12 protein-coding genes are annotated in these 11955 nt (G+C 67.5%); all 12 read right to left on the reverse strand.

Annotated features, from left to right (window positions below):
• Positions 1-21: 21 nt before the first annotated feature.
• Positions 22-942, reverse strand: a complete 921-nt coding sequence (locus ASG43_RS13885) for an ABC transporter permease (protein ID WP_056506033.1) — start codon at positions 940-942, stop codon at positions 22-24.
• Positions 942-1850 carry an ABC transporter permease gene (locus ASG43_RS13890; protein ID WP_056506035.1) on the reverse strand — a complete coding sequence of 303 codons (909 nt, stop codon included), beginning with the start codon at positions 1848-1850 and terminating at the stop codon, positions 942-944. Before ASG43_RS13890 ends, ASG43_RS13885 begins: the two co-directional genes overlap by 1 nt.
• Positions 1847-2464, reverse strand: coding sequence for an ANTAR domain-containing protein (locus ASG43_RS13895; protein WP_056506038.1), 618 nt, complete (start codon positions 2462-2464; stop codon positions 1847-1849). The genes ASG43_RS13890 and ASG43_RS13895 overlap by 4 nt, the downstream gene beginning before the upstream one ends.
• Positions 2461-3555 carry a transporter substrate-binding protein gene (locus ASG43_RS13900; protein ID WP_056506041.1) on the reverse strand — a complete coding sequence of 365 codons (1095 nt, stop codon included), beginning with the start codon at positions 3553-3555 and terminating at the stop codon, positions 2461-2463. The genes ASG43_RS13895 and ASG43_RS13900 overlap by 4 nt, the downstream gene beginning before the upstream one ends.
• 224 nt (positions 3556-3779) lie before the next feature.
• A complete protein-coding gene (locus ASG43_RS13905) occupies positions 3780-5096 on the reverse strand; it encodes an MFS transporter (RefSeq protein WP_056506044.1) in 1317 nt (438 codons plus the stop codon).
• Between the two features lie 147 nt (positions 5097-5243).
• A complete protein-coding gene (locus ASG43_RS13910; protein WP_056506047.1) occupies positions 5244-6278 on the reverse strand; it encodes a proline racemase family protein in 1035 nt (344 codons plus the stop codon).
• Between the two features lie 58 nt (positions 6279-6336).
• Positions 6337-7068 carry an SDR family oxidoreductase gene (locus ASG43_RS13915; protein WP_056506050.1) on the reverse strand — a complete coding sequence of 244 codons (732 nt, stop codon included), beginning with the start codon at positions 7066-7068 and terminating at the stop codon, positions 6337-6339.
• Between the two features lie 254 nt (positions 7069-7322).
• A complete protein-coding gene (locus tag ASG43_RS13920; protein WP_056506052.1) occupies positions 7323-8366 on the reverse strand; it encodes an NAD(P)-dependent alcohol dehydrogenase in 1044 nt (347 codons plus the stop codon).
• Between the two features lie 71 nt (positions 8367-8437).
• On the reverse strand, positions 8438-8677 hold the full coding sequence (locus ASG43_RS13925; protein ID WP_056506055.1) for a DUF2160 family membrane protein: 240 nt from the start codon (positions 8675-8677) through the stop codon (positions 8438-8440).
• Between the two features lie 4 nt (positions 8678-8681).
• Entirely contained in the window at positions 8682-9518 is an 837-nt protein-coding gene (locus ASG43_RS13930; RefSeq protein WP_056506057.1) for a carbohydrate ABC transporter permease, read from the reverse strand.
• A complete protein-coding gene (locus ASG43_RS13935; RefSeq protein WP_056506711.1) occupies positions 9518-10399 on the reverse strand; it encodes a sugar ABC transporter permease in 882 nt (293 codons plus the stop codon). Before ASG43_RS13935 ends, ASG43_RS13930 begins: the two co-directional genes overlap by 1 nt.
• A 105-nt stretch (positions 10400-10504) precedes the next feature.
• Complete coding sequence (locus tag ASG43_RS13940) at positions 10505-11890, reverse strand: extracellular solute-binding protein (RefSeq protein WP_244488112.1); 1386 nt, start codon at positions 11888-11890, stop codon at positions 10505-10507.
• Positions 11891-11955: the final 65 nt, after the last annotated feature.

Consider the following 11955-nt stretch of genomic DNA (forward strand, 5'->3'; position numbering starts at 1 on the left):
TTTCCCATGGGGCGACGAGGGTCACTGGAGCTTGATGCGGGGGTCGACGAAGGGTGCGACGAGGTCGGCGAGGAGATTGCCGAGGACGATGGCGACGGCCGAGACCAGCGTGACGCCCATGATGATGGGAAGGTCGACGCGCTGGATCGCCTGCCAGGCGAGCTGTCCGATGCCGGGCCAGCCGAAGACGCTCTCCACGACCACGATGCCGCTCATGAAGAGGCCGATGTCGATGCCGATCATCGCGATGACGGGCAGGATCGCGTTCGGGAGCGCATGGCGCAGGAGGATGGTCCAGCGGCGCAGGCCCTTGGCGCGCGCGGTGCGGATGTAGTCCTGGCGCAGGACGTCCACCATCGAGGAGCGCATCATCCGCGAATACCAGCCCGCGCCGAGAAGGCCGAGCGTCAGGGCCGGCAGGACGAGATGCGAGACCGTGCCGTAGCCGCCGATCGGAAACCAGCCGAGCTTCACCGCGAAGACGTAGAGGAGGAGGAGGCCGACCACGAACTGCGGCGCCGACACCGTGACGAAGGAGCCGACCATCAGCGCGTGATCGCTCGCCCGGCCCCGCCGCACGGCCGCCGCGATGCCCATGGTGAGGCCGATGGCGAGTTCGCAGAGGATCGCGGCGACCATCAGGAGAAGGCTCGCCGGCAGACGCGATCCGATGAGGGCCGAGACCTCCGAGCGCTGGAGATAGGAGCGCCCGAGATCGCCCTGGAGGAGCTGGGCGAGATAGCGCCCGTACTGGACGAGGAAGGGCTGGTCGAGGCCGAGCTGCGTGCGGATGTTGGCGACCTGCGCGGCGCTCGCCGTTCGCCCCGCGATCTGCCGGGCGGGATCGGCCGGCAGGAGGTACAGGAGCGCGAAGGTGATCAGCGAGACGCCGAGGAGGATGAGCGCGGCCTGGAACAGCCGGCGCAGGAGATAGATCGCCATCAGTCGCGTCCCTCCTCGGTCGGATCGAGCGCGTCGCGCAACCCGTCGCCGACGAGATTGAAGGCGAGCGCGAGGAGAAGGATCGCCGCGCCGGGGAAGAAGACGAGCCAGGGCGCGGACTGGAAGTAGGTCTGGTTCTCGAAGATGATGTTGCCCCAGGAGGCGTCCGGCGGCTGCACGCCGACGCCGAGGAAGGACAGGGTCGCCTCCAGAAGCACCGTCGTCGAGATGCCGAGCGTGCCGTAGACGATGACGGTCGAGGTGAGATGCGGCAGGATGTGGCGGAAGAGGATGCGCGCCGAGCCCGCGCCCAGCGTCTTCTCCGCCGCGATGAACTCGCGCTCGCCGAGCGATCGCGTCTCGGAATAGACGACCCGCGCCACCTGAACCCAGTTCACCAGCGCGATGACGAGCGCGACGATCCAGAGGCTCGGCCGCAGCACCGCGGCGAGGCAGATGGCGAGGAGGAGAGCGGGAAACGCCATCATCAGGTCGGTGAAGCGCATCAGGACCGTGCCGACGATTCCTCGGAAATAGCCGGCGACGACGCCGACGAAGGTGCCGATGAGGAGCGCCGCGCCGTTGGCGACGACGCCGATGATCAGCGAGTTCCGCGCGCCGTAGAGGATGCGCGAAAGGAGATCGCGGCCGAGGAGATCGGTGCCGAGCCAGTAGGTCGACGAGGGCGGCAGCGGCGAGCCTTCCAGCGTCAGGCCGTCGAAGAACTGCTCGTTGGGATCGAAGGGCGCGACATGCGGCGCCAGAACGGCCGAGACGACGACGACCGTGATGATGAGAAGCCCGAGCACGGCGAGCTTGCGCTGGAGGAGCCGGCGCAGGAGGCCGCGCTCGGCAGGTGCGCAGGGCGGCGGAAGCGCGGCCGGGGCGGGCGTGACGAGGGCGCTCATGCCGGAGCTCCCCTGCTCTTGATGTCCCGGCTCTCCGCGTCCCGGCCCTTCAGCTCGACCACCCGCCGCGCGGCCTCCTCCATCGTCACCTGCCACGTGGTGGCGAGCGTGCGCAGCTGTCCGTAGGCTTGGTCCTCTCCCGTCGCGGCGGAGGACAGCGCGACGACGGCGCGCACGATCGTCTGCCGCTCGGCGACGCGGTCCTTCAGGCTGGCGATCTCGGCGGCGAGGCGGCGGCGCTCGTCGAAGGCGCGCCTTGCGATGAGGAGCGCGGAATAGACCCCGGCATTGCCGACGGGCTTCACGATCTGGACGTCGGCCTTCTGCGACAGCGCCCATTCGATCCGGCCGGGCGCTTCCGAGCCGATCAGCGCCACCAGCGGCATCGGCGCCTCGCCCGGGCGCCAGGGAAATTGCTCGTCGAAGCCGAGATCGACGTCGAAGAACAGGAAGTCCGCGCCGGCCGCGGAGGCCGGCAGATCCGGCCAGGCCTGGTCCACGTCGAGCCCGATCGCGGCGAGCTGACGCGCCAGTCCCTCGATGCCGGCATGGGGCCGGTGCAGGATCACCGCCTTCGCGCCGCCGAGATTGGGAATGCGGGCGCGCCGGGTCATCGCACGAGCCTCAAGGGTGCGCGGAAGGTCGCCGCGGGGTCGTAGCGGGAGAGGTAGGGATCCGGCTCGACGAGGCTCGGAGCCTCCTCGATGACGTCGAAACGCTCCCCCCGGATGCGGCCGATCTTGACGGGAAGACTGGCGTGCTGCGTGGCGGGATCGATGCGGATCGTGCCGAGCACGGTCGCGATCGGCCGCCCCGAAACGGCGCGCCGCACGGCGGCGGGATCGTCCGTGCCGGCTATCTCGATCGCGTCCGCGAGCGCGATCACCGCGGCATGGGCCGCCGCCTCGAAGCTCGATCGGGGACCCGAACCGCCGTCATGGATGAAGGGAAGGCAGGACAGATGCCCCTCCCCATGCGGGACGATCGAGGGAAGCTCCTGTTCGGTGAGATTGCAGGAGACGATCGGCCGGCGCTCCGCGCGGAACCGCTCGTCCTCCCGCCCGAGCGCGGCATAGGCCTCGAAGAAGGCGTAGGAGGACGGACCGATGAGCGTGTTGAGAACGAAGTCCGGCACCGTCGCGCGGATCTCCTCGATGAGGCGGGAGACGTCGGTGTCGCCGAGCGGCAAATAGCGCTCGCCCCGGATCTCGCCGCCCGCATCGGCGACGAGATCGCGCGCGATGCGGTTCATCTCCCAGCCCCAGATGTAGTTCGAGCCGACCAGGAACGGGCTGCGGCCGTGGCGGGCCGCGACATGGGCGACGAGCGGCACGAGGTGCTGGTTCGGCGAGGCGTTCATGTAGACGACGTGGTCGTTGGTCTCGAACCCCTCGTAGGGCGCGCCGTACCAGAGCAGCCCGCCATGCCGCTCCAGGGCCGGAATGACCTCCTTCCGGCTCCAGGAGGTGATGCAGCCGACGACGTGACGCGCCTGCGTCCTCGTCAGGAGTTCGGTGCAGAGCGGCGCATAGGCATCGATGCGCCCTTCCGGATCGCGCTCGATCGCCCGGAAGGCGACCGCCCGCCCGGCATCGGCATTGACGGCCTCGATCCCGCCGAGAGCGCCGGCGCGCCCCGCCCGTCCGAGCAGCTCGTAGCTGCCGGAGCGCGAGAAGAGAACGCCGATGTCGATCTGCCGCTTCACTCGAAAGAAACCCCGAAACGAAAAAGCCCCGTGATCGCGCCACCCGATGAAGGGAAGACGGAGATCGACGGGGCTTGATTGCCGTCCGGCATCCAAGGCCGGTATGTGAGGAGAGCTTACTGGCTGCCATGGCCAAGTCAAGCAGTCCTGATGCGACAATACACATGCTCAAATCATAGGCGGCCGATCGTCGGGGGGTGCGGGACCAGACGGCGGGAACACCGTCAGTCGAGGGCCGCGTTGCGCGATTCCACGTCGACCAGCGCCACGCAGAGGGCGGCCGCCGCCAGCACGGCCGAGATGACGACCAGCGCCAGCACGAAGTTCGCGACCATGATCGGCACGATGATCGAGGGCGCGAGAAGGCCGCCGACGCGGGCGACGGCGCCGGCCGTGCCCATGCCGCTCGCGCGCAGATCCGTCGGGTAGATTTCCGGGGTGAAGGCGTAGATCGCGCCCCAGGTGCCGAGGAGCGAGAAGCTCATGAGGAGGGTCGAGCCGACGACGAGGGCCGGGCTCTGTCCGAGGCTGTAGAGGAGGCAGCCCGCCGCGCTGAGGAGGAGGAAACCGATCAGCGTCGGCCTGCGGCCCCAGCGCTCCACACCATAGGCGGCGAGCGCATAGCCGGGAAGCTGCACCAGCGCGATGAGGACGAGGAACATCTGCCCGCGCAGGAAGCCGAAACCCTCTCCGGAGAGGCGCACCGGCAGATAGACGAAGATCCCGTAATAGGAGATCGAGATCAGGAACCAGGCGAGAAGAAGAAAGACCGAGCGGCGGCGCAGGAGCGGCGAGAAGAGCGCCGAAAAGGGCGCCCGCCGGTGCATCTCCGGCGTCAACTCGCCGATCACCGCGCCGCTGCCGTTCGCCGTGGCCACCCGCTGCAGAACGGCGCGCGCTTCGGCCGAGCGACCCTGCCGGTTGAGATAGCGCGGCGATTCCGGGATCTGGAGGCGCAGGACGACGCCGATGAGAGCGGGAATGCCGGTGAAGAAGAAGATCGTGCGCCAGGCTTCGCCGCCCTGCGAGCCCGCGCCCAGCGCCAGCAGCGCCAGCAGCACCGTGCCGAGCGCCCAGAAGGATTCCAGCAGCACCAGCCAGCGCCCGCGCCGGTCGGCGGGCAGGAACTCGGCGAGCATCGTGTAGTCCACCGGCAGGGTCGCCCCGACGCCGATGCCGGTGAGGAAGCGCAGCGCCAGAAGCCAGCCCAGATCGGGCGCGAAGGCCGAGGCGATGCCGAAGACGGCATCGATCAGGATCGCGATCATCAGGACCGGCCGGCGGCCGATCCGGTCGGCGAGCCGGCCGAATACGAAGGCGCCGATCAGCATGCCGACGAAGAACAGCGTTCCCGTCTGCAGCGCCTGCGGAATGGTGACGCCGAAGCTCTTGGCGATCGAGGGCGCGCTGAAGCCGATGGCGAGGACCTGCATCGCATCGGCCGCCCAGACGAGGCCGAAGATCACGAAGAGGCGTTGCTGGAACCGGCCGACGCCGGCGGCGCCGATGCCCTCTTCGACGGTGATGGTGCTGGTCGACATGGACGATCCGATCCCGTGACGCTCTGACTTCGAGATCGCGGCGCGACTCGATGATGCCCCTCTAGCAGCCGAACGAGACGCAGAGAAACTGACGATCGACCCATCGCGTCGACGCCGCGAAGCCGTCGGCCGACCTCTCGGTCCGCCTCACGTCCCCAGCGAGGGCCACGTATCGGAGAGCCGATAGCCGTCCGGCCAGGGATCGTCGGGGTCGAGCATCAGTTGGCTCGTGCCCGTGATCCAACCGCGACCGGATATCTCCGGAAGGATCGCGGGCCGGCCGCCGAGCACCGTTTCCCCGACGATCCGGCAGTGAAACTCCGAGTCCATGACGGAGACGCCGACGAAGGTCTCGCCGAGGCCGAGTTCGCCCCGCGCCCGAAGGACCGCCATTCGCGCGGAGCATCCGGTGCCGGTCGGCGAACGGTCGAGCTTGCCCGGCCGGATCGCGACGGTGTTGCGCCCCCGCGCCACGCCGCCCTCGCGCGTCACCGGCGCGGTGAACTGGCAGAAGGAAATGTGATCCCAGCCGGGATTCTCGGGATGGACGAAGCCGATCTGCTCGTTCGCCGCCCGCGTGATGCGCATGCCGGTCTCGGCGAGATCGCGCGCCTCGTCCGGCCGGATCTGAAAGCCCAGCGCTGCGGCATCGACGAGAACGAAGCTGTCGCCGCCATAGGCCGTGTCCACCGCGAGCGAGCCGATCCCCTCGACCTCGATTCTCTGGTCCAGCCTGTCGGCGAAGGAGGGCACGTTGCGCACCGCGATGCGCACCGCCTTGCCGTCCCGGCAATGTGCGGTGATCGCGACCGGACCGCCCGGCGCCTCGAGGACGAAGCGCGTTTCCGGCTCCTCCATCGGGATGATGCCGCTGTCGAGGAGGACGGTCGCCACGCAGATCGCGTTCGAGCCCGACATGGGCGGCGTGTCGGCGGGCTCCATGATGATGAAGCCCATCGCCGCGTCCGGATGCTTCGGCGGGACGAGGAGGTTCACATGCCGGAAGACACCGCCGCGCGGCTCGTTGAGGACGAAGCGGCGAAGCCGGTCGTCCCTTGCGATGAAGCGCGACTGCTCCCAGAGCGTTTCGCCCGGCGGCGGGGCGACGCCGCCGACGATGACGTCCCCGACCTCCCCTTCCGCATGGCAGCCGACGATGTGGATGACCTTGGTCGAGCGCATGGGCGGCACCTCGCAGGCGTCGGAAGGACCGATCGGGATCGGACGGACTGAGCGGGCCTCAGGCCGTCCAGCCGCCGTCGACGATGTGGATGTGTCCGGTCGTGTAGGTCGCGCCGAGGAGATAGACGACGAGGTCGGCGATCTCGGCGGGCTGCCCGATGCGACCGATCGGCTGGCGGGCGATGAAGGCCGCGCGGGCGCCCTCGTAGTCGCCGCCGGCCGAAAGACGCTGCTGGAGCGAGGGACTTTCCACCGTGCCGGGGCAGATGGCGTTGCAGCGGATGCCGCGGCCGACGAAATCCGCCGAGACCGACTTCGTCAGGCCGATGACGGCCGCCTTGGTGGCGGAATAGGCGAAGCGGTTCGGCACCGCCTTCACCGAGGAGGCGACCGAGGCCATGTTGACGATCGCGCCCTGGCCGCGCTCCAGCATGCCGGGGAGCACCGCCTGGATCGTGCGGACCATCGCCTTCACGTTGAGGTCGAAGGCGAAGTCGAGATCGGCGTCGGAGGTTTCGAGGATCGAGCCGCCATGCACGACGCCCGCGCAGTTGAAGAGCCCGTCGACCGTGCCGATCTCGGCGACCAGCGCCTCGACGGCCGCGCGGTCGAGAACGTCGAGCCGCGCCGTCCGGATGTTGGCAAGTCCCGAAAGCTCGGCCAGCGCGGCTTCGTTGATGTCGGTCGCGACGACCTGACCGCCCGCGGCGGCGATGGCCTCGGCGCTCGCCCGCCCGATGCCCTGGCCGGCGGCGGTGACGAGAATGGTCTGACCCGACAGGTCCGTCATGTCTGTTCCTTCCAGGACAAGCGTCGAAACGGTTCGAGGCCGCGCGGGTGGCGGCTCACGCAGCGCGGGATACTAGAAGACCAAGCGCTGAGCGAGCGCAATCCGCCGCCGTGCCTGCACCGTCCCGAACCTTGTTCCTGTCCGTGCCGGACCGGAACCGGCCGCAAGATGCCGAGCCCCTTCGCGCGACGGCCCGGCATCGCGGCCGGGCCATCGTTGAAGGACGATCTTCGGCGGGCGGCTTTTGCCGCGTCCTATTGCGGCATCTCGATCTGCATCTTGACCTCGCCCTTCGGCGCGGACGCGGCGATCTCGAAGGCATGCACGCTCTCGTCGAAGGAAAAGCGGCGCGTGATCAGCGGCTTCACGTCGATCGAGCCCGACGACAGCATGGCGACGCAGCGCGGGAAGACATGGGCATAGCGGAAGACATGCTCGACGCGCGCCTCGCGCACCATGGCCTTGCCGACGTCGTAGGCGACGCTCTCGGTCTGCGAGCCGATGAAGACGACGCGGCCCGCCGGGCAGAGCGGATCGAAGACGCCGGCCGCGGCCCGGGCATTGCCCGAACATTCGAAGACGATCTCGACGCCCCAATGGTCGGTTGCCGAAAGGATCGCCTTCGCGGCGTCCTCGCGCGCGACGTTGATCGGCGTGATCGGCCCCAGGGAGGCCGCGATCTCCAGCTTGCTGTCGTCGACATCGGTGACGAAGACGCGCGCGCAGCCGGCCGCGAGCGCCGAAAGCGCCGTGACGAGGCCGATCGGGCCGGCGCCGATCACGAGCGCGTTGTCGCCGGGCTTCACCTGTGCCTTCGTCGCGGCGTGAACGCCGACCGCCAGCGGCTCGACCATCGCGGCTTCCGCGAAGGAGACGTTGTCGGGCAGCTTGAAGGTAAAGGCTTCAGGATGCACGACGGTCGGGCGCAGCACGCCGTGGATCGGCGGCGTCGCCCAGAAGCGCACCGCGGGATCGACGTTGTACTGCCCCATCCGCGTCGCGCGGCTCATCGGATCGGGAATGCCGGGTTCCATGCAGACGCGGTCGCCGACCTTCAGCGTCGTGACCTCGGAGCCCGCCTCGATGACCGTTCCGGACGCTTCGTGGCCGAGGATCATCGGCGCCTTCACCTGGAAGACGCCCGTGCCGCCATGCGTGTAATAGTGGACGTCCGAGCCGCAGATGCCGACGGTATGGAGCTTGATGCGCACGTCGCGCGGCCCCATCGTCTCGTCGGCCTCGATCGGGAAATCGCGAAGCGAGAGCTTCATCTTCTCTTCGAGCACCAGTGCCTTCATGAGGCCTCTCCCATGTTCAGTTCGGCGTCGGCGCCGGGAGCGAGGCCCGGCGACGGGACCTTTCCGGAGCGTCAGCCCTTCCAGATGATCAGGACGCCGACGACGAGCGACAGGATATGCGCGCCGGTCAGCGGGATCGACGCTTCGAGGAATCGCATCCAGAAGAGTTCGATCGCGACGAACAGATAGATGCCGATGAAGAGCCGGTCGAACCAATTGGTGACGATCGGCAGGAATCCGTGCCGGGGTGCGGCGGCCTTGATGCCGCGCGCCTCCTCGTCCGCGGCGTCGAGATCGACGAGATGGTCCATCGCATCACTCCTTGACGGCGCCGAAGGTCAGGCCGGCCACGATGTGCCGCTGCACGACGGAGAAGATGACGAGCGCGGGAATGAGCGTGATGATGGCGATGGAGGCCATCGTGCCCCATTCCGTGCCGGTGGAGGTCACGTATTCGGACAGGCCCGTCGTGATCGTGCGCGCGTTGAAGCTCGTCAGCGTCGCGGCGAGCAGGAACTCGTTCCACGCGAAGACCCAGGTGAGGATCAGCGTCACCGCCAGGCCCGGCCGCGCCAGCGGGAAGATCACCTTCGAGACGACCTGCCAGGTCGTCGCGCCGTCGATGGCGGCGGCCTCGTCGAGCTCCTTCGGGATGCCGTCGATCGTCGGCCGGAGCGTCCAGATGGCGAAGGGCAGGTTGAAGGTGCAGTAGAGGAGGATCATGCCGATCCGCGTGTCGTAAAGCTTCCAGTCCCCGATCGTGAAGACCTGCGTGAACAGGAGGAAGAACGGCAGGAGGAAGACGGCTGCCGGCGCCATGCGGTTGGTGATCGTCCAGAAGAAGATGTTCTCCTTGCCCGGCAGGTCGTAGCGCGAGAGCGCATAGCAGGCCATGAAGGCGAGCAGCGTGACGAGCACCGCATTGCCCGACGAGATGATGATCGAGTTGATCATGTAGCGCTGCAGCGTCGGGTTGTTGAGGACGTTGACGTAGTTCTTCCAGTAGATCGTGTCGAGGAAGACGCTGGGCGTCGTGAAGAGGTCGACCGCCGGCTTCACGGAGATGACGAAGAGCCAGTAGATCGGAAACAGCGTCGCCAGGCTGAGAAGGGTCCAGCAGACGATCGAGAGAAGCGGACGGTCCTTGCGCATCAGGCTCGGCTCCGGGAGGTGCGAGGCGCGACGAGGCCGACATAGAGGAGCCAGCACATGACGAGCGTGAGATAGAGGACGATGATCGAGATCGCCGAGCCGTAGCCGTAGTCGGTCTTGGGGAAGACCACCTTCCAGATGTGGAGGCCGAGATAGCGCGTGGCGGCGCCCGGGCCCCCGCCGGTCAGCATCCAGACCTCGTCGACGGTGCGCAGCGCGTCCATCATGCGGATGAAGACGGTGGCGAGGATCGCCGGCCGGATCATCGGAAGCGTGATGTACCAGAAGATCTGCCGCCGGCTGGCCCCGTCGATCTGCGCCTGCTCGAAAGGCTCCTTCGGCAGCGACACGAGGGCGGCGAGCAAGGTCAGCGTGACCAGCGGCGTCCAGTGCCAGATGTCCATCACGACGGTGAGGATGAAGGCCGCGTTCGCATCGCGCCCGATGTTCAGGTCGTAGCCGAACCAGGCCTGCACGTAATAGGGAATGATGCCGATCGACGGCGTCGTCATCAGGCGCCAGACCGAGCCCACGACGATCGGCGCGACGATCAGGGGCAGCGTGTGGATCGTGCGGAAGAAACCCTTGCCGGGAAAATCGCGCATGAACATCTGCGCCAGGAAATAGCCGATCACCACCTCGCTGAAGACCGCGAAGAAGGCGAATTTCAACGTGTAGAGGATCGAGGTCAGGAATTCCTGGTCGAAGACGAGGCGTCGGAAGTTCCGCGCCCCGTTGTAGATCATGTCCGGGCTCGCGCCGAACGGGTTCCATTGGTGGAACGCGACATAGAGGACGTAGATGAAGGGAAGGATCCCGAACAAGGCGAGGATCAGTATCGTGGGGGCCAGCAGAAGCCATCCCACTCTGTTGGAACGCATGAGGACCACCCTTGGCGAGGACGCTTCGTCGCGACGATCCGCGCGGCCGGCGCGCGGCGGGAGGATCGCCGCCTCGAGGGCGGCGATCCCGTCTGGAGCGTTCGACTACTTGCGGTAGCCGAGGTTGGTCAGTTCCTCCTCGGCGGCCGCCGCCATCTTGTCGAGGCCCTCGTCGGGCGCGACCTCGCCGATGAGGATCTGGTAGAAGATCGGCGCCGTCGCCTCGCGCACCTGGGCGTGGAACGGATAGGGCGGCGCGCCCGCGAAGAGCTTCCCGTCGTTCTTCAGCATCGTGTAGTAGCCGCCGAGCTCGGCATCCATCTTCATGACGCCGGGATCGTCGTAGGTCGCGGTGTTGGTGATGCGCGGCGCGGCGACGGCCCAGCCGCCCTGCACCGAATCCTGGCCGATATACTGGAGGAAGAGGAGCGAGGCCTCGCGGTTCTTCGACGTGACGGGCAGGCCGAAGGCGCCGCCGTCGTAATAGCCGATGTAACCCTTGCCGGCCGCGGCCTCTTCCATGACGCCGGGCGCGGTGGGCGGCAGGGCGACGCCGACCTTTCCGACGACCTTCGACTTCTCCGCGTCCGATGCGATCCAGGCCGCGTTCTCGCCGTAGACGAGGCCTTGCGCGGCGCGTCCGGCCGCGAAGGTCGTGCCGACCTCGGTCCAGGTGGAGGCGGCCGACTCGGGCGGCGCGATGTCGCGCAGGTGCAGCCAGTATTTCAACGCGGCCTTGGACTTGTCGCTGTTCATCGTGCCGCCGTTGGCGACCGAGGCGGCGTAGTTGTTGTTCGCGTCGATGCCCCAATTGTAGACGCCGTAGGTCGGCGCGATCGACTCGAAGAACTCGTACCAGGAGGCGGGATGGCCGGTATGGGCCTGCGCCGTCGTGCCCCAGAGTTGTTCGCCCTTCTCCTTGCCGTATTCGGTGAAGAATTCCGCGATCTGCGTATACTCTTCATGCGTCTTGGCGGGCGCGAGGTCCTTGCCGGTCTTGGCCTTGAAGGCTTCCTTGACGGCCGGATCGTCGAACAGGTCCTTCCGATAGAGGTAGACCTTGATGAAGGCCTCCATCGGCACGCCGAACAGATCGCCGTCCTTGTTCTTGAAGTAGTTGGCGAAGGTCGTGAAGTGCGTCTCGTCGAATTCCGGCGCCTTCAGCGATGCGTCGTCCTTCAGCGCCTTGGTGATGTCGACGAGGAAGTCGCGGGCGAGATAGGCGTAGATGATGTCCTGCTCGATATAGACCATGTCATAGATGCCGGTCTTGGCCTCCATGTCCTTGATGGCCTTGTCGTACATCTGATCCCAGGAGGTCGTCTCGATCTCGACCTTGATGCCGGTCTTCTTCTCGAATTCCGGCGCGAGAACGTCCTTGATGTAGTTCGAGGGCGGCGTGCTTTCGGTGACGCCGTGAAGGGTCACGCCCTTGAACTTCGCACCCGCATCCGACCAGAAGTCGGCCCGCGCCGGCGCGGCGCCGGCCATGAGGCCCACCACCAGGGCGGCCAGACCCAATCCCACTGCACGTCCTGCTGTCCGTCGCATCGTCG

This window comes from Aureimonas sp. Leaf454, from assembly GCF_001424685.1.
Classification (GTDB): domain Bacteria; phylum Pseudomonadota; class Alphaproteobacteria; order Rhizobiales; family Rhizobiaceae; genus Plantimonas.

What these genes read in the sequence shown, in the direction of transcription:
- ASG43_RS13885 (WP_056506033.1), bottom strand. Translation starts at nt 942, where the DNA reads ATGGCGATCTATCTCCTGCGCCGGCTGTTCCAGGCCGCGCTCATCCTC.
- ASG43_RS13890 (WP_056506035.1), bottom strand. Translation starts at nt 1,850, where the DNA reads ATGAGCGCCCTCGTCACGCCCGCCCCGGCCGCGCTTCCGCCGCCCTGC.
- ASG43_RS13895 (WP_056506038.1), bottom strand. Translation starts at nt 2,464, where the DNA reads ATGACCCGGCGCGCCCGCATTCCCAATCTCGGCGGCGCGAAGGCGGTG.
- ASG43_RS13905 (WP_056506044.1), bottom strand. Translation starts at nt 5,096, where the DNA reads ATGTCGACCAGCACCATCACCGTCGAAGAGGGCATCGGCGCCGCCGGC.
- ASG43_RS13910 (WP_056506047.1), bottom strand. Translation starts at nt 6,278, where the DNA reads ATGCGCTCGACCAAGGTCATCCACATCGTCGGCTGCCATGCGGAAGGG.
- ASG43_RS13915 (WP_056506050.1), bottom strand. Translation starts at nt 7,068, where the DNA reads ATGACGGACCTGTCGGGTCAGACCATTCTCGTCACCGCCGCCGGCCAG.
- ASG43_RS13920 (WP_056506052.1), bottom strand. Translation starts at nt 8,366, where the DNA reads ATGAAGGCACTGGTGCTCGAAGAGAAGATGAAGCTCTCGCTTCGCGAT.
- ASG43_RS13925 (WP_056506055.1), bottom strand. Translation starts at nt 8,677, where the DNA reads ATGGACCATCTCGTCGATCTCGACGCCGCGGACGAGGAGGCGCGCGGC.
- ASG43_RS13930 (WP_056506057.1), bottom strand. Translation starts at nt 9,518, where the DNA reads ATGCGCAAGGACCGTCCGCTTCTCTCGATCGTCTGCTGGACCCTTCTC.
- ASG43_RS13935 (WP_056506711.1), bottom strand. Translation starts at nt 10,399, where the DNA reads ATGCGTTCCAACAGAGTGGGATGGCTTCTGCTGGCCCCCACGATACTG.
- ASG43_RS13940 (WP_244488112.1), bottom strand. Translation starts at nt 11,890, where the DNA reads ATGGCCGGCGCCGCGCCGGCGCGGGCCGACTTCTGGTCGGATGCGGGT.